We start from the raw sequence: 18663 nt of genomic DNA on the forward strand, positions 1-18663 counted from the left end.
TTCCCTCATGACCACGCTCTCGCCGTACGACTCGATGTCCCCGGTCACCCAGGCCGCGTACCGCGCCAAGGCCGCCGCCGCCGACCTCGCGCCGCTGCCGCGGGTGGCGAAGGACGACGCCCTGCTGGCCGTCGCGGACGCCCTGGAGGTCCGTACCGGCGAGATCCTCGAGGCCAACGCCAAGGACGTCGCCAAGGCCCGCGAGGCCGGCACGAGCGACGCCATCGTCGACCGGCTGACGCTCACACCCGAGCGGGTGCGCGCCATCGCCGCCGACGTGCGGGACGTGGCGGCGCTGCCCGACCCGGTCGGCGAGGTCGTCCGTGGCAACACGCTGCCGAACGGGCTCGACCTGCGGCAGGTCCGCGTCCCGCTCGGCGTGGTCGGCATCATCTACGAGGCCCGCCCGAACGTCACCGTGGACGCCGCCGCCCTCTGCCTGAAGTCGGGCAACGCGGTGCTGCTGCGCGGCTCGGCCTCCGCCTACGAGTCGAACACCGCCCTGGTCCGGGTCATCCGCGACGCCGTGGGCGGGGCGGGCCTGCCCGCCGACGCCGTGCAGCTGGTGCCCGGCGAGAGCCGCGAGAGCGTGCGCGAGCTGATGCGCGCCCGCGGCCTGGTCGACGTGCTGATCCCGCGCGGCGGCGCCTCGCTGATCCGGACGGTGGTGAACGAGTCCACGGTCCCGGTGATCGAGACCGGCACCGGCAACTGCCACGTCTACGTCGACGCGCAGGCCGACGTGGACACGGCCGTCGACATCCTGATCAACTCCAAGGCGCAGCGGCCCAGCGTCTGCAACGCCGCCGAGACGCTGCTGGTCCACCAGGACATCGCCGCCGAGTTCCTGCCGCGCGCCCTGGACGCGCTCGCCGAGGCCGGGGTCACCGTCCACGCCGACGAGCGGGTCATGGCCCACGCCAAGGACTCCCGGGCCACGGTCGTCGAGGCCACCCCGGAGGACTGGGAGACCGAGTACCTGTCGTACGACATCGCCGCCGCCGTGGTCGACTCCCTGGACCGGGCCGTCGCGCACATCCGGCTGTGGAGCTCCGGGCACACCGAGGCGATCGTCACCACCTCGCAGCAGGCCGCCCGCCGCTTCACCCAGCTGGTCGACTCCACGACCGTCGCCGTCAACGCCTCCACCCGCTTCACCGACGGCGGCCAGTTCGGCTTCGGTGCCGAGATCGGCATCTCCACCCAGAAGCTGCACGCCCGCGGCCCGATGGGGCTGCCGGAGCTGACCAGCACGAAGTACATCCTCACGGGGGACGGGCACACCCGGCGCTGACGCCGCCCGGCCCAGGACGGGGCGTCTCAGCAGTCGGATGAATTTCCATACCGTCTGCCCAAATTGACCCCTCAGGTCTACTCTGGATCCGTGCCGGAGGATGTGGGGGGCACGCCGTTCCCTGACGGCTGGGAGCCCGACGACGACCACGACCACGGGGTGTCGGACGAAGAGTTCGCCTCCGTGGTCTTCGACGAGGCCTTCGTACGCTCGGCCGTGATCCACGAGCCGACCGCCGTCGAACGCCTCCTGGCCGCCGCGCAGGCCAGAGCCGAGGCCTCCGAGGCGGAGGCACGCCGCGCCCACGCCAGAGGCGAGCGCTACGAGGACGGGTACGGCCCCGGCCTCGGCCCCGAGCACCCCTACGGCGACCTGGACGACCCCGACGTCCTCGAAGGGCGCCACGGCGCCCCGGGGACCTTCGGCAAGCACGTCCGCTGGCACCGCCCCGTCGCCTGGGTGCTCGCCCTCGTCATGGGCATCGGCATGGTCGCCCTGGCCTTCGCGGCGGTCTACCGGGGCGGCTCCTCGGGCACCCGGGAGCAGGCCCCGCCGCCCGCCTCGACCGGCGTGGAGCAGGGCAGCGCCGCGGCGCCCTCCGCGTCCGCCGACTACTCCCAGCCACCCGTCCCCGCGGTCCCGCGCACGCCCTGACGGCGGGGCGGCGGTTCTGGTGAGAACCTGTCAGAACTTGTCGCACATCAGGGCGTTTACCAGGGCTTCCGGAGACCTACCCTGAAGATATGGGAGGGCCTGGAGAGCCACCTGAGGGGACACCCGAGGGCGTCCCGGGAGGTGCGGAGGACGAATACCGATCCGTCGTCTTCGACGAGTCGTTCGTCCGGGCTGCCCGCCTCCAGGAGTATTCCGCGCGCGAGCGGATGACCGACCACACCCCGGCCGTGCGCCGCCGCCCGCCACTGCGCCGAGGGCTGCCCCGGCAGGCGCTGCTGCTGGTCCTGCTGATCATCGTCGCCTTCGGCACCGCGATCTACATGGGCGTACGGCACCCCTACCAGAGCGCGCAGGCCCAGCGGCCCGTGGAGCCGCTGCGGATGACCGTCATCCCGCTCGCCCCGCAGGGCAAGGTGCCCGGCGCGGCCGACCCCGGGTACCTGTACGCGCACAGCCCGGCCGCCCAGTTCGCCGTCGGCGCGGAGGGTGTACCGCTGCCCGTCGTCCGGCGCACCGCGCACTTCACCGACAGCCAGGTCGTCGCCGCGCTGACCATCGCGAAGGAGTACATCGTCGCGTCCTCCCTCTATCCGGAGGTGCTCACCGGCGGCCAGACCCGCCCTGTACGGGCGCTGCTCGACCCCGGTCAGCTCGACCAGTTCGACCAGAGTTTCGACCGCCCCGCCGCCGACGGCCGGCACGCGCCCACCGGCTGGCTCGTCCGCTTCGACCCGGCCCGGGCCGAACTGGCCGACCGCGAGATCCGGGTGCAGGGCAGCCTCCAGGCCGCCGAGACCGACTCCTCCACCCTGGAGGTCGGCGCGGACCACACCTTCGTCTACGCGCTGAAGCCGGCCGGCTCCACGGCGCACGCGCCGGCCTCGCTGTTCACCGTCCGGCGTGAGCTGCAGTTCCGCTTCACCCAGGACGACCTGCGGCTGCACCAGGTCCAGATCGTCGTCTCCTATGTGCAGGCCGGTCCGCTCTCCTGTGCCGGGGACTTGGCGGGACGCTTCGAGCCGCTGCTGGCCGGCCAGACCGCCAAGGCGGGCAGCCCGCCCGGCACGGACCCGTACGCCACGGACACCGCGGCGGCCCTGTGCGGCTCCCTGGCGCACAGCGCAGAGCCGAAGGTGTGACGCCGCCGCGGGCGGTGGCCGCGCGGGAGCGGCCCGCGCTCGCCCGGAAGGTCAGTCCTCGTCGCGCGGCGGGGTGTCGGTGGACGGCTGGTCCTTGCCCCGGTCCTTGGGCGGGGCCGTTCCCGTGAAGCCGCCGAAGCCGCGCCGCACCCGGTCACCCAGGTCGCCGGCGCCGCCCGCCAGATCGCTGACCAGCTTCATCAGCGGGTCCTTCGAGCTCTTGACGTGGTTGGCGTAGTGGGCCGCCGACTCGCGGAAGGAGTCGGTGACCGAGGTGTCCTTGTCCTCGGTGCGGCGCGGGTAGTGGCCGTCCATGATCCGCTGGTAGTCGCGGGACTCGGCCCACTTCTTCAGCTCGGCCGCCCGCACGGTCGTGAAGGGATGCGAACGCGGCAGCACGTTGAGGATCTTCAGCACGGAGTCGCGCAGGTCGCCCCCGGCCTCGTACTCCTCGGCCTGCTGGAGGAACGCGTCCACGTTCATCTGGTGCAGGTGGTTGCCGCCCGCGATCTTCATCAGGCCCCGCATGGACGCCTTCAGGTCCTGGCCGACGAGCAGACCGGCCCGGTCCGCCGACAGCTCCGACTTGCGGAACCACTCGCGCAGCCCGGTGACGATCGCCATGATCGCGAGGTTGCCCAGCGGGATCCAGGCGACCCGGATGGCCAGGCTCGTCAGGAACAGCAGGATCGTGCGGTACACGGCGTGCCCGGACAGGGCGTGGCCCACCTCGTGGCCGACGACCGCCCGCATCTCCTCCTCGTCGAGCAGCTCGACCAGGCCCGTGGTGACGACGATGATCGGCTCGTCCAGGCCGATGCACATCGCGTTGGGCTGGGGGTCCTGGGTCACGTACATCGGCGGGACCTTCTCCAGGTCCAGGATGTAGCAGGCGTCCCGCAGCATGTCGTTCAGGTGTGCGAACTGCTGGTCGGAGACGCGGACGGAGTCGGACAGGAACAGCAGCCGGAGACTGCGCTCGGGCAGCAGGCCGCTGAGGGCCTTGAACACCGTGTCGAAGCCGCTCAGCTTGCGCAGCGCGACCAGGGCGGAGCGGTCGGCAGGGTGCTCGTACGCACGCGAGGAGATCTCCGGGAAGCGCCTGCGCTGCCGGCTCGGCACGTGCTCCTGCGCCTCTTGTTCGCGGCCGTCGTCGGACATGTGGTCCCCCATGTGTGTCAGTGTCCCAATGTGCCCCCGAGGCAGGGCCCAGCCTAGGCGGAGATACCGTGGACGGGCAGTGCAACGAAGGAGTCCACGTCATGGAGCACCACCCCGCAGCCGCCTGGCTGACCGAGGCCGCCGGCGCCGCCGCCCAGCACCAGGGGGCGGGTTACCTGCTCCGGGTCGTCCTGATCATGATGGTCCTGGGCTGCGTCCTCACCGGCTGGTTCCTCCTCCGCGGCTACAAGCGGGACGACGACTGACGCGGCGGAAAGGTTCCCTAGGGCTCCCGCGGCCGTCGCGCCCGCACCGGCGGGGCCGCGCGGGTGCGGGTGGGGCGCAAGCGCCCGCGGTGCCAACGGTGGAGTCGGGGTGAGCGGTGCGCCAGGGGTTGCTTACGATGGGCCGACATCCTTGTCCCGCTCACTCCCGGATAGGTCCTGCCAAAGATGAGCTACCCCAGCACCGCTGCCCAGTTGGTCAACCTCGCCGAGGCCCAGGGGGGCAACCACGAGAGCCTCAGCCCCTTCCTCACCGGCGGTGGCGCGCTCTTCATCCTGCTGCTCCTGCTGTGGATCACCACGCGTTTCAACCGCGACCGCTGAAGCCCTGTCCGGCCCGTCCCCGGGATCTGGCTCATGGAGTCCTCAGGCCGGGCCGGTAGGGTCTGCACGCATGGGAGAGCAGGACATGCCTACCGGTCCGGCGAGTGACACGGTGAACCCCCTCGAACACGGGCCCGGCGGCGGGCCTTCGGCGTCGGGCAAGCGGCGCCTCGGCGTCATGGGCGGGACGTTCGACCCGATCCACCACGGGCACCTCGTGGCGGCCAGCGAGGTCGCCGCGCAGTTCCACCTGGACGAGGTGGTGTTCGTGCCCACCGGGCAGCCCTGGCAGAAGTCCCACCGCCAAGTCTCCCCGGCGGAGGACCGCTATCTGATGACGGTCATCGCGACCGCCGAGAACCCGCAGTTCTCCGTGAGCCGCATCGACATCGACCGCGGCGGTCCCACCTATACCGTGGACACCCTGCGCGATCTGCGCGCGCTCAACCCCGACACCGACCTGTTCTTCATCACCGGCGCCGACGCGCTCGGCCAGATCCTCACCTGGCGGGACTCCGAGGAACTGTTCTCCCTCGCGCACTTCATCGGCGTCACCCGGCCCGGCCACCATCTGACCGACCCCGGCCTGCCGGAAGGCGGCGTCTCGCTCGTCGAGGTCCCCGCCCTCGCCATCTCCTCCACGGACTGCCGGGCGAGAGTCGCCAAGGGCGACCCGGTCTGGTATCTGGTGCCTGACGGAGTCGTGCGCTACATCGCCAAACGCCAGCTGTACCGAGGCGAGTGAGCCGAGAGGGGCACCGGTGAACGACCGATACGACGCTGGTCACGGGGGCGACCAGTACGAACTCGTCGGCTACGACGAGTACGGCCGGCCTGTGTACCGGCCGGTCCCCGTCCAGCAGACTCCGCAGCAGGCCTACGACGCCTACGGCCAGCAGGGCTACGGCTACGACCCGTACGCGACCGGCGGCCAGCAGCAGCTCGATCCCACGTCCTACCAGAGCGGTCACGACGACGCCTACCAGGGCGGCTACGGCACCGGCTACGACCCGGGCCGGCAGGCGCCCGACCCCTCCGGCCACGGAGCCCACGGAGCCCACGGCTCCTACGACCCGTACGGCTCCGGCGCGACGACGGCCCCGTACGACCCGTACGGCCGGGCCGCGACCAGCGGGGAGCAGCCCCGGGTCCCCGAGCAGACCGCCCACATCCCGCAGCAGACCGGCCCGGCGGACGCCGACCGGACGGCGCAGGGACCCGACCCGGACGGCGCGGACGGACCCGACTACCGCACCGAGCAGTTCGCCTTCGTCGAGGAGCCCAGCGACGACTCCGAGGACGTCATCGACTGGCTGAAGTTCACCGAGAACCGCACCGAGCGCCGCGAGGAGGCCCGCCGCCGCGCCCGCAGCCGCGTCATCGCCCTGACGGTCGTGCTGGCCCTGCTCGCGGCGGGCGGAGTCGGCTACCTCTGGTACGCCGGGAAGCTGCCCGGCCTGTCGTCGTCCGGCTCCGAGAGCGGCACCGCGACCGCGAACGGCGCCCAGAAGCGCGACGTGATCGTCGTCCACCTGCACGACACCGAACGGGGCGGCACGTCCACGGCGCTGCTCGTCGGCAACACCACCACCAAGCAGGGCACCACCGTCCTGCTGCCCAACTCCCTCGCCCTGACGGGTGACGACGGCACCGTCACGACCCTCGCCAAGTCGGTCAAGGGCGACGGCTCCTCGGGTACCCGCGAGCAGCTCGACACGGTCCTCGGCACCGACATCGAGGGCACCTGGCGCCTGGACACCCCCTACCTCCAGAACCTCGTCGACCTGGTCGGCAACGTCGAGGTCGACGCCAACGCCGACGTACCCGACCCGGACGCCAAGAAGAAGGGCGCCGCGCCCCTGGTCCGCAAGGGCAAGGCGCAGACCCTCAGCGGCACCATGGCCGTCGCGTACGCCACCTACCACGCCTCGGGCGAGGAGGAGAACGCCCAGCTCGAACGGTTCGGCCAGGTGATGCAGAGCCTGCTGCGCAAGGTCTCCTCCGACGCCACGGGCGCGACGACGACGGTGCAGACGCTCCAGCAGATCCTCGACCCCTCGCTCACCGACGAGGACCTCGGCACCTTCCTCGCCAAGCTGGCCGAGTTCGCCAAGGGCGGCGACTACAAGACGGCGCTGCTGCCGGTGCAGGCGGACGGCACGCTGAGCGCGCAGACCAGCGAGAGCGTGGTCAAGGACGTCCTGGGCGGCACCGCGAAGAGCCCCGACCAGTCGTCCGCCGTCCGGGTCTCCGTGCGGAACGCCAGCGGCACCAAGGGCAACACCGAGAAGGCCCGGATCGTCCTCCTGGGCGGCGGCTTCACCTTCCTGGAGGGCGGCACCGCCTCCGAGGTCCGCTCGGCGTCCCAGGTCGTCTACGCCGACGCCGCGGGCAAGGAGAAGGCCACGGAGGTCGCCAAGACCCTGGGGCTGCCCGACAGTGCGGTGACGAAGGGCACGGTCACCTCGAACGCCGACGTCTCCGTCGTCCTCGGTCAGGACTACCAAGGCTCCTCGGGGCAGTGATCCCTCAATTGCGTGGGGTGTCCTCGGCGGTCCGTGAGACCCTTGGTGTCAAGTGACCGCCGAAGGAAAGCCCTGTAGTGACCGCGACCGATCGCTCTCTCGACCTCATCAACACCGCCGCCCAGGCGGCCGCCGACAAACTCGCGCACGACGTCATCGCGTATGACGTCAGCGACGTGCTGTCGATCACGGACGCCTTTCTGCTGGCGTCCGCGCCCAGTGACCGCCAGGTCAAGTCGATCGTCGACGAGATCGAGGAGCGGCTGCTGAAGGAACTCGGCGCCAAGCCGGTGCGCCGCGAGGGCGACCGCGAGGCCCGCTGGGTTCTGCTCGACTACGTGGACATCGTCGTGCACGTCCAGCACAGCGAGGAACGCGTCTTCTACGCCCTGGAGCGGCTGTGGAAGGACTGCCCCGAACTCGAACTGCCCGCCGACGCCAAGGCCACCCGGGGCAAGGCCGAGGAACACGCCAAGCAGCAGGCCGCCGAGGAGACGGCGGAGCCCGGCGGTGAATGGCGGTGAGCGGCGCCGCCGAGGGGCCCGGCCGGGCGCCGGGCCGTGGCCGCCGCATCATCCTGTGGCGCCACGGCCAGACTCCCTGGAACGTGGAACGGCGCTTCCAGGGCAGCACGGACGTCGAGCTGACCGAGACCGGCGTCGGCCAGGCACGCCATGCCGCCCGCCTGCTGGCCTCCCTGCGACCCGACGCGATCGTCTCCTCCGACCTCCTGCGGGCCACCCGCACGGCCGCCGAGCTGGCAGCGCTCACCGGGCTTGAGGTCACCCGGGACGAGGGCCTGCGCGAGACCTACGCGGGCGTCTGGCAGGGCCTGACGCACGAGGAGATCATCGGCCGGTACGGCGACCAGTACGCCGCGTGGAAGCGCGGTGAGCCGGTGCGCCGCGGCGGCGGCGAACTGGAGACCGAGGTCGCCGACCGCGCCGCCCCCGTCGTGCTGCGGCACGTGGAGAAGGTGCCCGAGGACGGCACGCTCGTCGTGGTCAGCCACGGCGGCACCATCCGCACCACCCTCGGTCGCCTCCTCGGTCTCGAACCCCACCACTGGGAGAGCCTGGGCGGCCTGTCCAACTGCTGCTGGTCGGTCCTCGGCGAGGGCGCCCGCGGCTGGCGGCTGCTGGAGCACAACGCCGGCACCCTGCCCGAGCCGGTCCTTGGCGACGACGACTGAGCCGCCCCGCGGCCCACGGGACCCGGATTTCACTTTCCGGCAGGTCGCAGGCTAAAGTTCTTCTTGTTCGCCCCGCCGAGCGGGGCGAAACACCACGCGGATGGTTCGCGTGGCGGCAAGGGGCTATAGCTCAGTTGGTAGAGCGCCTGCATGGCATGCAGGAGGTCAGGAGTTCAATTCTCCTTAGCTCCACGGACCGGCACTCGGTTGAGTCGCCGAAGATCGTTCGTCAGGATCCCGTCCCGTTCAGGGGCGGGATTTTCTGCATTCCCGTGAACCGGCTTGAGTCACTTGGGGCTCCGGGGGCGTATACCTCTGCGAGTGCGCTCTCCGAGTGCCTGGACGCGCCGGTCCGGACGCCCCCGGTGCAGGCCGTGGCCGTACTGGTACCAAGGCGTCGCTGACCGTATCGGCCCGGCCGTGGCAGAATCAAACGGCCGGAGGGGCGCGGCCCGACGGGAGGGAGTAGCGATGCCTGCCTGCATCCTCGAGGAGGTCGGTGACCTCCTCGATGCGGCGTTGATACGAGACACGGTCACCCGCCTCGTCTGCCCCTCCTGCGGCTCCCTCCATGTGGCCCAAGTCCTCGGCGACAACGGGGGGATCTCGTACGTGTGCACGGCCTGCGGCCACAGCTGGAGCTGACCCATGGGTGCACACAGGCGGAAGTGCGACTGGTGCGGCGGCGGCACCCCGATCGTCCGCGACATGGAGCCGATCAACCCCGACTACCAGTACTGGTGCGAGGAGTGCGCGCGGGCGCTGATCATAAAAGGCGACCCGATCGAGACCTACCGCGAACTCGAGGGCGAGCCGATCTACGGCCGGCTCCTGGAGGAGCACTGCACGCTGAAGCGGTTCTATTCGTTCGTGACGGCGTGACGCGGTCCCTGTGCTCGGGGGCCGTGCAGGGCGGAGCGAAACCGATTTGGTGTTCCACCCCCTGGACCGTGTAATGTTGGCGTCGCCGCCAGGGAAACCGGGCGACACGGTCGAATACGCGGCTCAGCCGCGTGGCCACGAGGGGCTATAGCTCAGTTGGTAGAGCGCCTGCATGGCATGCAGGAGGTCAGGAGTTCAATTCTCCTTAGCTCCACAGGAAGTGAGGGCGAGTCATCCACCGGATGACTCGCCCTTGACGTATGCCCGCACGCGTACGCGGCGGCACCGGCGGCAAAAACGCGACGGCGGGTCGCCCCCTGGGAGGGCGGCCCGCCGTCGTGTGCGCTCAGCGGCCCAGAGCGCGGCGGCCGCGGCCCTGGGAGAGGACCGGCAGGTTGCGCGACGGGGCCTGCGAGCGGGTGTCCTCCTCGAGGCGCAGGGCCAGTGCCGGGCAGCGGCGCACGGCGCGCAGGGCCTTGTCCTCCGCGTAGCGCGGAACCTTCGCCTGGGCGACGGTCGGAAAGCCGTCGGCGCCCAGTTCGAAGACCTCCGGGAGGATGTCCGCGCACAGGCCGTGTCCCCGGCACAGCGTCCAGTCGACGTAGATCTTCTGACGGCTGGAGCCGGACTCCTCGGCCTCGCCGCCGCCGGGGACGCCGGTGGGAGCCCTGCCGCCCTCGAAGAGCGGCAGGACGCCCTCCACGGGGCGTCCGCAGCCGTTGCCGAGGACGTGCGCGGCCAGGTCGTCGGTGAACGCCTTGATGGTCGATTCCAGGAACATCGCCGAGCCGTCGGGATGCGAGCAGGCGCCGCGCCGCTTGACGTTCTTGGCGACCTGCTTGAGGGCCTCCAGGGCGGCCGGGCCGCCGCCGTTCAGGATGTCCTCCATACCGCGCGCGGCGGCCGGCAGGCCGAGGTAGCAGGGACCGCACTGGCCCGCGCTCTCCTCCGCCAGCCACTTCGCCACCTGGAGCGACTCGCCCAGCGGGCAGGTCTCCTGACTGATCGGCAGAATCGCCCCGGCGCCCATCGCACCGCCCACCGCGTCCAGGGAGTTGCGCGAGACGATCGCCTCGTTGACGGTCGCCGCGTCGATCCACTTGCCGTGGTAGCCGCCGGTCAGCACGCCCTGCGGCACCGGCGGGGCGCCGGCGAGCTGCAGGACGTAGCGCAGTGGCACCCCGGTGGGGGCCTCGACCACCATGGGGCGGGCGACGGCGCCGGAGATGGTCAGCATCACGGTGCCCGGCTCGTCGTACAGGCCGGTGTTGCCGTAGCGCTCCGGGCCTATGCGGGCGGCGATCGCCAGCTGGGCGAAGGTCTCCGCGTTGGACAGCAGGGTGGGCGCGCCGCCCACGCCGCTCTGCGAGGCGCTGGTCTTGCGGCCCGGCGGGATCGCCGGACCGCCGTCGATGGAACGGATCAGCGAGGCGGCCGCGCCCGTGACCATGCGCACCGGGTTGCGCTGCACGCTCGCGCGCAGAGCCGACCTGCGGCTGTTGCTCAGTCCGCGCTCGGCGAGCGCGGCCTCCATGGAGCGCTGGGTGGACTCCCGCGTGACCCCCACGACGAGCGTGCGGGCACCGAGGGCCTCCGCGACCAGCAGGGCCCCGTCCAGGATGAGGTGCGGGGCACGGTTGATCAGGACCGTGTCCTTGCGGCAGGCCGGCTCGTCCTCGCTGCCGTTGACGACGACGACCGGCCGTACGCCGCGTTTGATCGCCGCCTCGGCGACCGAGCGCAGCTTCCGGTGGAAGGGGAAGCCCGCGCCGCCGCGGCCCTTCAGATTGATGGCCTCGGAGAGCTTCGCGAGCTGCTCGCCGCCCAACGGTTCGAGTGGCCCGTGCACCTTCAGGTGCATGGGCAGGTCGAGTCTTTCGACAAGGTCGAAGCCCGACGTGAGCTGGGGAAGCCCGACCACGCGGACTTCCGGGACGTCGGGCAGGGCCTCGTTCACCTGTAGCCTCCGGAAGGCGTGTTCCAAGGTTCGCCCGAACCCGGCGCGTCGTAGGAGGCGCCGGGGGGTGTTTCAGTGGCGGGACCGCTGTTGTACGTGTCGTTCGGGTTGTACGTGCCGTAGGGGGCGTTCGTCTCACCGGTGTTGTACACATCACGTCCGCCGTACGCGGGGGTGCCCGCGGCCGCGCCCGGGTTGTTGTAGGCCGGGATGTTGTATCCCGTGTCGTTCAGCGGGTCGTAGGCCGACGGGGGCGCCTCGCCGACCGGCGGCGGCGAGGGGATCGGCCAGCTGCCCGAGGTGCTGCCGGGGCCGTCCACGCGCGGCGCCGCCCCCGTGGTCCGGGGGTCGAACGGCACGTTCATGCGCGCGGTCTGGTCGGCCGCGAAGGGCTGCCCGGGCGGCGGCGTCGCGACGGCCCGGTAGGCGGCGGCGAAGCCGGGGGCGGGCTCGGGCTGCGCGGCGGAGGCCGGGGTGTCGTACAGCGGGGAGGAGGGCCGGGCACCGCGCGGCGCCGGCCTCGTCGTGTCGGCGCGCGGGGGCGTCGCGCCGCGCACGTTCTCGTAGCCCGGCAGCCCGGACTCCGCCGCCCTGGCCCGGCTCGCGTCCAGGTCGTCCAGCTCGGGCCGCTCGCCGCCGCCCAGCACCGCCACGAGCCGGTCGGCGAGCCTGCGCTTGACCGGGCGCGGCGCCGCGCGCACGGCCAGGGCCGCGATGACGCCCAGCAGGGACAGGCCGTAGAGGATGAAGAAGATCGGCTTGGCCTCCCGGCCCGCGTACAGGCCGTGGATCAGCGCCGCGCACCAGGCCGGGTAGGCCAGCATGTGCATCGCCCGCCAGCGCGCCGCGACCGGGGCCGGGGTGGCGAAGTTGCTGCGCAGTGCCCCGGTGATGCCCACGAAGATCATCAGCAGGCCGGCCAGGGAGCCGAGGCCGACCAGGCCCTCGATCCCGGTGAGGCCGAGCGAGAACGGGATCAGCGCGGCGATCAGCTGGGTGTGCCCCAGCACGATCTTGGTGGTGATGTGCACGAGGAGGAACGCGATCGAGGCGACCGCGGTGGTCCGGTGCACCGCCTGGCCCACGATCCGCTGGCGCGTGTTGAGGATGATCCGGTCCTGGGCGACCAGGCCCCAGATCACCGAGCAGCTGAGCGAGACGAGGGAGAGCACGCCCGCGCCGAAGTTCAGGAACTCGCGGAACTGGCTGCCTCCGGCCAGCACGACCACGGGTATGAGGAGCAGGACGACAGCCGACGCCACCCCATAGGCCGAGCGGCCCGGTTTGGGGAGGGAGCTGTTACTGCGACGAGGGTTCATGGGGGCGACTCCGAGCGGTTCGGGAAAGCGGTCCCGGGCACGAACTCTAAGTGGCTCCAAACCGAGCAGTACGCCGTTTGAGTTATTGCGTTGTTATCAACGGCGCTGCCGGGGCTCGTGTTGTCCCCATAGGATCCATTACGCCGGGTTAAATTTGAACGATGTTCAGTTTTTCTGAACCTTCACAAACGGATCCCCGATCCCTCACGACTCGCCGGGGGCCGGCGTCCCGCTCCGCGGACGCTCGTCGCCCCGCACTCGACGGCTGCGGTACCCTGACGCCATGCGTGCCGTACGCCTTCTGCTTAGCGAGCCGCGCTGATCAGTCCCGACCGCCGGACCAATCGGATGGTCGGCATCGGCGCGGCGTCCCCTCCTGTGCGAGGGGATTTTTCATTTCTGAAAGTCGCAGCCGTGGGCAGAGACGATCGATGGAGCTTTGAGGACCATGAGCGAGACGAACCCCGCTGCCCCCTCCGAGGTGGCAGCGCCGCACCGCTACACGGCCGCCGTGGCGGCCGACATCGAGGCACGCTGGCAGGACTTCTGGGACGCCGACGGCACCTACGCGGCGCCGAACCCCAAGGGTGACCTGGCGGGCGACCCCGGGCTGGTCGCCCGGCCCAAGAAGTTCATCATGGACATGTTCCCGTACCCCTCCGGCGCGGGCCTGCACGTCGGTCACCCGCTCGGGTACATCGCCACCGACGTGTACGCCCGCTTCCAGCGGATGACCGGCCACAACGTCCTGCACACCCTGGGCTTCGACGCCTTCGGCCTGCCCGCCGAGCAGTACGCCGTGCAGACCGGCACCCACCCGCGGGTGTCCACCGAGGCCAACATCGAGAACATGAAGGCGCAGCTGCGCCGGCTGGGCCTGGGCCACGACAAGCGCCGGTCGTTCGCCACGATCGACCCGGACTACTACAAGTGGACCCAGTGGATCTTCCTGCAGATCTTCAACTCCTGGTACGACGACGAGGCCGGGAAGGCCCGTCCGATCTCGCAGCTGATCGCCCAGTTCGAGTCCGGTGAGCGGGCCGTGCCGGGGCACACGCGCGCGTGGCCCGAGCTGAGCGCCGCCGAGCGCGCCGAGGTCCTGGGCGAGTTCCGCCTGGCCTACGCCTCCGACGCGCCCGTCAACTGGTGTCCCGGCCTCGGCACCGTGCTGGCCAACGAGGAGGTCACCGCCGACGGCCGCTCCGAGCGCGGCAACTTCCCGGTCTTCAAGGCCAAGCTGCGCCAGTGGAACATGCGCATCACCGCCTACGCCGACCGGCTGCTGGACGACCTGGAGGAGCTGGACTGGCCCGAGGCCATCAAGCTCCAGCAGCGCAACTGGATCGGCCGCTCCGAGGGCGCCCGCGTCGACTTCCCGATCGACGGCGAGCGGATCACGATCTTCACCACCCGCCAGGACACCCTGTTCGGCGCCACCTACATGGTGCTGGCGCCCGAGCACCCGCTGGTGGAGAAGTTCACCCCGGCCGCCTGGCCTCAGGGCACCCACGAGGTGTGGACCGGCGGCCACGCCACCCCGGCCGACGCCGTCGCCGCCTACCGGGCCCAGGCCGCCTCGAAGTCGGACGTGGAGCGCCAGGCCGAGGCCAAGGACAAGACCGGCGTCTTCACCGGCGCGTTCGCCGTCAACCCGGTCAACGGCGAGAAGATCCCGGTCTTCATCGCCGACTACGTCCTGATGGGCTACGGCACCGGCGCGATCATGGCCGTCCCCGCCCACGACAGCCGCGACTTCGCCTTCGCGCGCGCCTTCGAACTGCCGATGCGCTGCGTGGTCGAGCCGGCCGACGACCGTGGCACGGACCCCTCGACCTGGGACGACGCCTTCGCTTCGTACGACGCGAAGATCGTGAACTCCGCCGGCGACGACGTGAAGCTGGACGGCCTGGGCGTCGTCGACGCCAAGGCGCGCATCACCGAGTGGCTGGAGCGCAAGGGCATCGGCGAGGGCACCGTCAACTTCCGCCTGCGCGACTGGCTGTTCAGCCGCCAGCGCTACTGGGGCGAGCCCTTCCCGATCGTCTACGACGAGGACGGCGTGGCCCACGCGCTGCCCGAGTCGATGCTGCCGCTGGAGCTGCCCGAGGTCGAGGACTACTCGCCGCGCACCTTCGACCCGGACGACGCCGACACCCAGCCCGAGACGCCGCTGTCGCGCAACGAGGACTGGGTCGACGTCACCCTGGACCTGGGCGACGGACCGAAGAAGTACCGCCGCGAGACCAACACCATGCCCAACTGGGCCGGTTCCTGCTGGTACGAGTTCCGCTACCTGGACCCGCACAACGACCGGCAGCTGGTCGACCCGGAGATCGAGCGCTACTGGATGGGCCCGCGCGAGGGCATGCCCCACGGCGGCGTCGACCTGTACGTCGGCGGCGCCGAGCACGCCGTGCTGCACCTGCTGTATGCGCGCTTCTGGTCCAAGGTCCTGTACGACCTGGGGCACGTCTCCTCCGCGGAGCCGTTCCACAAGCTGTTCAACCAGGGCATGATCCAGGCCTACGTCTACCGGGACGCCCGCGGCATCGCGGTGCCGGCCGCCGAGGTGGAGGAGCGCGACGGCGCCTACCACTACCAGGGCGAGAAGGTCTCCCGGCTGCTGGGCAAGATGGGCAAGTCCCTGAAGAACGCGGTCACTCCGGACGAGATCTGCGCCGAGTACGGGGCCGACACACTGCGCCTGTACGAGATGGCGATGGGCCCGCTGGACGTGTCCCGGCCGTGGGACACGCGCGCGGTGGTGGGCCAGTTCCGGCTGCTGCAGCGGCTGTGGCGCAACATCGTCGACGAGACGACCGGCGAGGTCACCGTCGTCGACGCCGAGCCGGACGAGGCGACGCTGCGCGCCTTGCACAAGGCGATCGACGGCGTCCGCCAGGACCTGGAGGGCCTGCGCTTCAACACCGCCATCGCCAAGGTGACGGAGCTGAACAACCACCTGACGAAGACGGGCCGGCCCGTGCCGCGCTCGGTCGCCGGGGCGCTGGTGCTGATGGCCGCCCCGCTGGCCCCGCACATCGCCGAGGAGCTGTGGCACAAGCTGGGCCACTCCGGCTCGGTCGTCCACCAGGACTTCCCCGTCGCCGACCCGGCGTACGTCGTCGACGAGACCGTGACCTGCGTCGTCCAGGTCAAGGGCAAGGTGAAGGCGCGTCTGGAGGTCTCCCCGGCCATCTCCGAGGAGGAGCTGGAGAAGGTGGCGCTGGCCGACGAGAAGGTCGTCGCGGCGCTGGAGGGTGCGGGCATCCGCAAGGTGATCGTGCGAGCGCCGAAGCTGGTGAACATCGTTCCTGCGTGAGTGCCTCGGGGTAGTCCCCTACGGGCAGGTTCGGGGTTCTTCTGGAACCCGGGGCCTGCCCGTTGCGTTTACCGTGGAAGGGCGGCGCGACCGGTGCCGCGCGAGCCGGAGGAGGAGCGCTGTGGAAACAGTCGTCACCGTCCTCGTCCTCCTCTTCGCGGTCTTCGTGGTGCTCGGCGCCTACGCCGCGGTGAAGGTGGTCGGGGCGGCCAAGCGCAGTGTGGACCGCACCATCACCCAGGCCCGCCGCACGGTCGAGGACCACACGCTGCGGGCCAAGTCCTTCACCCAGCCCGGCCCGGGGGGCGAACTGGCCCAGCTGCGGCTCACCCTGCGCACCTCGATGCGCGCCACCCAGGACGCCCTGTACGCGGGCGTGCACGAGGACGAGTCCCTCAAGGAGTCCATCGCCCTGTTCGAGCGGCTCAGCGTGCACGGGCGTGAACTCGAGGGCGACCTCAAGCGACTGGAGGCCGATCCGGACCGGACGACGCTCACCGAGCGGCTCCCGGTCCTGCGCGAACGCACCCGGCGCATCACGGAATCGGCCGACTCCCTGCGCTGGGCGGCCCGCGACCGCGCCCGCCGCTTCGCCGACGACGACCTGGACACGCTGAGCGCCCAGATCGACGTGGAGGCCGGCGCGCTGCGCCACTGGACCAAGACCGAGCCGGCCGAGCCGCCGACCGAGACCGAGCCGTCCGGAGCGACGACCGGGCCACCGGCCGCCGCGGAGGACCCGCGGACCAGGCACGGGGCCCCACGGCAGGCCTCCGCCGAGGAGCCGGTCCGGCCCGCCATCACCCCGTCGGGCCGTCGCCCCGTCTACCCCTGGCAGAAGAAGCCCCGGCCCGAGAGCACGACTTGAACACGGCCCGATCCGGCCACACGTGACCCGGTGAGAGGGGCTGGGCTGCCGTCGGGGCACTACGGCAGGTAACCTCCAGCTCATGTCCCGCCATGTCGCGATCGTCACCGATTCAACGGCCTACCTGCCGCCGCGGACGATGGAGCGCCACGGCATCACCGCGGTTCCGCTGACCGTGGTCCTCGGAGACCAGGCGCTCGAAGAGGGCACCGAGATCTCGACGCGTTCACTCGCCCAGGCGCTGCAGAAGCGGCGGCCCGTCACCACCTCGCGGCCCAGCCCCGAGCTGTTCGCCGAGACCTATCGCAGGGTCGCGGCGTCCGGCGCGAGCGGCATCGTCTCCCTGCACCTGTCCGCGGAGCTCTCCGGCACCCACGACGCCGCGGTGCTCGCCGCGCGTGAGGCGCCGGTGCCGGTACGGGTGGTGGACACCGGGATGGTCGCGATGGCGCTCGGCTTCTGCGCCCTGGCCGCGGCCGAGACCGCGGAGGCCGGCGGCACGGTGGACGAGGCGGTCATGGCCGCGGAGAAGCGTGCCGGGGGCACCTCCGCCTTCTTCTACGTCGACACCCTCGACTATCTGCGCCGCGGCGGCCGCATCGGCGCGGCGCAGGCCCTGCTGGGTTCCGCGCTCGCCGTGAAACCGCTGCTCCAGTTGCAGGACGGCCGGATCGAACTCCTGGAGAAGGTGCGCACCGCCTCGAAGGCGATCGCCCGCCTGGAGGAGATCGTGGCCGAGCGCGCGGGCGGCGCCGACGTCGATGTCGCCGTCCACCATCTCGCCGCTCCCGAACGGGCGTCGGCCCTCGCGGACCGGCTGCGCACACGGGTGTCCGGCCTGGCCGACCTGCACGTCAGCGAGGTCGGGGCGGTGATCGGCGCGCACACCGGTCCCGGGCTGCTGGGGGTCGTGGTCTCACCGCGCTGACCCGTACGGGTGAGCGAGTTGTCCACAACTGGGCGGTAGTCCCCGGAAATTGAGCAAGATCATCGCGGTGTGCCGGTTTGCCGGATGCTCCTGGCATGGCACTTCGATCACGCTCACGCACAGCGGCGGCGACCAGCGGCCCGGGCCGCGCCCCTGACTCGGACGGCCGCTCCCGCCACCGACGCACACCGGCCCGCCGGGGCTCCCACGCCTCGGCGGAGGATCTGCACCGCCGCGCGCAGGCACTGTTCGCCGAGCGCGCGGCGCGGGCGGGGGAACCGGGCGGTGACTCCCGGGGGGCCGCGCGCGAGCACAAGACCGGCCCTGACCCGGCGACGCCGATTCGACCCCCTCGTCCCAGGCCGTCCTGGGCCACCGCGACGCCGGACCGGACGGGCCGCCCACCGGACGCGTCGAGCGAGGCTGCGGCGCTTGGCGCGGAGTCGGCCCCTGTGGGTGGTGAGGGCGCGATGACCGGGGGCGACTTCGGTCGCGCCGGCAGGAGTGAGCCGAGTGCGGCGGCCGTGGGCCGGCTTGTGGCGGGTGGCGTGGGTCCGAACGGTGTGGCTGATGTGGGGCTTGGCGTTGTGGGGAGGGCGGGTGTGGCTGCCGTGGGTTCGCTTGCGGCGGGTGGTAGGGCGCCGTCTGTCCTGGCCGACGTCGTCACTGCCACGGGTGAGCCGAGTGGGGTGGTTGCGGGCCGGCTTGTGGCGGGTGGCGTGGGTCCGAACGGTGTGGCTGATGTGGGGCTTGGCGTTGTGGGGAGGGCGGGTGTGGCTGCCGTGGGTTCGCT

17 protein-coding genes and 2 tRNA genes are annotated in these 18663 nt (G+C 71.5%); 16 read left to right on the plus strand and 3 right to left on the minus strand.

Annotated elements, in window-relative coordinates:
* The first annotated feature begins 7 nt into the window (after positions 1–7).
* From ACIQMV_RS13620 to ACIQMV_RS13630, 3 genes are all read left to right on the plus strand, one after another.
* Positions 8–1294 (plus strand): glutamate-5-semialdehyde dehydrogenase, encoded by a 1287-nt coding sequence (locus ACIQMV_RS13620; RefSeq protein WP_141360985.1) that lies wholly within the window; start codon positions 8–10, stop codon positions 1292–1294.
* Between the two features lie 63 nt (positions 1295–1357).
* Positions 1358–1948, plus strand: a complete 591-nt coding sequence (locus ACIQMV_RS13625; RefSeq protein ID WP_402592779.1) for a hypothetical protein — start codon at positions 1358–1360, stop codon at positions 1946–1948.
* A gap of 89 nt (positions 1949–2037) precedes the next feature.
* Positions 2038–3108: a hypothetical protein gene (locus tag ACIQMV_RS13630; RefSeq protein WP_402592780.1), complete on the plus strand. Its 1071-nt coding sequence runs from the start codon at positions 2038–2040 to the stop codon at positions 3106–3108.
* A gap of 51 nt (positions 3109–3159) precedes the next feature.
* On the opposite strand, the gene ACIQMV_RS13635 is transcribed toward ACIQMV_RS13630, so the two are convergent.
* A complete protein-coding gene (locus ACIQMV_RS13635) occupies positions 3160–4281 on the minus strand; it encodes a M48 family metallopeptidase (RefSeq protein WP_401781475.1) in 1122 nt (373 codons plus the stop codon).
* Between the two features lie 89 nt (positions 4282–4370).
* On the opposite strand from ACIQMV_RS13635, the gene ACIQMV_RS13640 reads away from it, so the two are divergent.
* From ACIQMV_RS13640 to ACIQMV_RS13685, 10 genes are all read left to right on the plus strand, one after another.
* Positions 4371–4535, plus strand: coding sequence for a hypothetical protein (locus tag ACIQMV_RS13640; protein WP_402592781.1), 165 nt, complete (start codon positions 4371–4373; stop codon positions 4533–4535).
* A 186-nt stretch (positions 4536–4721) separates the two neighbouring features.
* The gene (locus ACIQMV_RS13645) at positions 4722–4877 is read left to right on the plus strand and encodes a hypothetical protein (RefSeq protein WP_172632969.1); all 156 of its coding nucleotides are present in this window, start codon (positions 4722–4724) and stop codon (positions 4875–4877) included.
* 70 nt (positions 4878–4947) lie between these two features.
* Positions 4948–5622 (plus strand): nicotinate-nucleotide adenylyltransferase, encoded by a 675-nt coding sequence (gene nadD / locus ACIQMV_RS13650; RefSeq protein WP_141360993.1) that lies wholly within the window; start codon positions 4948–4950, stop codon positions 5620–5622.
* Positions 5623–5638: 16 nt separating this feature from the next.
* On the plus strand, positions 5639–7402 hold the full coding sequence (locus tag ACIQMV_RS13655; protein WP_402592782.1) for an LCP family protein: 1764 nt from the start codon (positions 5639–5641) through the stop codon (positions 7400–7402).
* Between the two features lie 77 nt (positions 7403–7479).
* Entirely contained in the window at positions 7480–7926 is a 447-nt protein-coding gene (gene rsfS / locus ACIQMV_RS13660) for a ribosome silencing factor (RefSeq protein WP_141360997.1), read from the plus strand.
* Positions 7917–8594, plus strand: coding sequence for a histidine phosphatase family protein (locus ACIQMV_RS13665; RefSeq protein ID WP_401781471.1), 678 nt, complete (start codon positions 7917–7919; stop codon positions 8592–8594). The genes rsfS and ACIQMV_RS13665 overlap by 10 nt, the downstream gene beginning before the upstream one ends.
* Before the next feature lie 119 nt (positions 8595–8713).
* Positions 8714–8786 (plus strand) — tRNA-Ala (locus ACIQMV_RS13670).
* Positions 8787–9065: 279 nt separating this feature from the next.
* Complete coding sequence (locus ACIQMV_RS13675; RefSeq protein WP_225075108.1) at positions 9066–9239, plus strand: hypothetical protein; 174 nt, start codon at positions 9066–9068, stop codon at positions 9237–9239.
* Between the two features lie 3 nt (positions 9240–9242).
* Entirely contained in the window at positions 9243–9476 is a 234-nt protein-coding gene (locus ACIQMV_RS13680; RefSeq protein ID WP_100566877.1) for a hypothetical protein, read from the plus strand.
* 141 nt (positions 9477–9617) lie between these two features.
* Positions 9618–9690 (plus strand) — tRNA-Ala (locus ACIQMV_RS13685).
* Between the two features lie 132 nt (positions 9691–9822).
* On the opposite strand, the gene ACIQMV_RS13690 is transcribed toward ACIQMV_RS13685, so the two are convergent.
* Positions 9823–11433, minus strand: a complete 1611-nt coding sequence (locus tag ACIQMV_RS13690; RefSeq protein WP_401781469.1) for an NADH-ubiquinone oxidoreductase-F iron-sulfur binding region domain-containing protein — start codon at positions 11431–11433, stop codon at positions 9823–9825.
* Positions 11430–12752 carry a cytochrome b/b6 domain-containing protein gene (locus tag ACIQMV_RS13695; RefSeq protein ID WP_402592783.1) on the minus strand — a complete coding sequence of 441 codons (1323 nt, stop codon included), beginning with the start codon at positions 12750–12752 and terminating at the stop codon, positions 11430–11432. Before ACIQMV_RS13695 ends, ACIQMV_RS13690 begins: the two co-directional genes overlap by 4 nt.
* Before the next feature lie 448 nt (positions 12753–13200).
* On the opposite strand from ACIQMV_RS13695, the gene leuS reads away from it, so the two are divergent.
* The 3 genes from leuS (at position 13201) to ACIQMV_RS13710 (ending at position 17870) form a co-directional block, all read left to right on the plus strand.
* Positions 13201–16074, plus strand: a complete 2874-nt coding sequence (gene leuS / locus ACIQMV_RS13700) for a leucine--tRNA ligase (RefSeq protein WP_402592784.1) — start codon at positions 13201–13203, stop codon at positions 16072–16074.
* Positions 16075–16195: 121 nt separating this feature from the next.
* Positions 16196–16942, plus strand: a complete 747-nt coding sequence (locus ACIQMV_RS13705) for a hypothetical protein (RefSeq protein ID WP_402592785.1) — start codon at positions 16196–16198, stop codon at positions 16940–16942.
* An 82-nt stretch (positions 16943–17024) separates the two neighbouring features.
* Complete coding sequence (locus ACIQMV_RS13710) at positions 17025–17870, plus strand: DegV family protein (RefSeq protein ID WP_402592786.1); 846 nt, start codon at positions 17025–17027, stop codon at positions 17868–17870.
* The last annotated feature ends 793 nt before the right edge of the window (positions 17871–18663 follow it).

The sequence above is a fragment of the Streptomyces sp. NPDC091412 genome (assembly GCF_044756885.1).
Classification (GTDB): Bacteria; Actinomycetota; Actinomycetes; order Streptomycetales; family Streptomycetaceae; genus Streptomyces.

Excerpts from the sequence above, each read along its gene's own strand:
- ACIQMV_RS13620 (WP_141360985.1), top strand. The coding sequence starts at position 8 with ATGACCACGCTCTCGCCGTACGACTCGATGTCCCCGGTCACCCAGGCC.
- ACIQMV_RS13630 (WP_402592780.1), top strand. The coding sequence starts at position 2,038 with ATGGGAGGGCCTGGAGAGCCACCTGAGGGGACACCCGAGGGCGTCCCG.
- ACIQMV_RS13635 (WP_401781475.1), bottom strand. The coding sequence starts at position 4,281 with ATGGGGGACCACATGTCCGACGACGGCCGCGAACAAGAGGCGCAGGAG.
- ACIQMV_RS13640 (WP_402592781.1), top strand. The coding sequence starts at position 4,371 with ATGGAGCACCACCCCGCAGCCGCCTGGCTGACCGAGGCCGCCGGCGCC.
- ACIQMV_RS13645 (WP_172632969.1), top strand. The coding sequence starts at position 4,722 with ATGAGCTACCCCAGCACCGCTGCCCAGTTGGTCAACCTCGCCGAGGCC.
- nadD (WP_141360993.1), top strand. The coding sequence starts at position 4,948 with ATGGGAGAGCAGGACATGCCTACCGGTCCGGCGAGTGACACGGTGAAC.
- ACIQMV_RS13665 (WP_401781471.1), top strand. The coding sequence starts at position 7,917 with ATGGCGGTGAGCGGCGCCGCCGAGGGGCCCGGCCGGGCGCCGGGCCGT.
- ACIQMV_RS13675 (WP_225075108.1), top strand. The coding sequence starts at position 9,066 with ATGCCTGCCTGCATCCTCGAGGAGGTCGGTGACCTCCTCGATGCGGCG.
- ACIQMV_RS13680 (WP_100566877.1), top strand. The coding sequence starts at position 9,243 with ATGGGTGCACACAGGCGGAAGTGCGACTGGTGCGGCGGCGGCACCCCG.
- ACIQMV_RS13695 (WP_402592783.1), bottom strand. The coding sequence starts at position 12,752 with ATGAACCCTCGTCGCAGTAACAGCTCCCTCCCCAAACCGGGCCGCTCG.
- leuS (WP_402592784.1), top strand. The coding sequence starts at position 13,201 with ATGAGCGAGACGAACCCCGCTGCCCCCTCCGAGGTGGCAGCGCCGCAC.
- ACIQMV_RS13710 (WP_402592786.1), top strand. The coding sequence starts at position 17,025 with ATGTCCCGCCATGTCGCGATCGTCACCGATTCAACGGCCTACCTGCCG.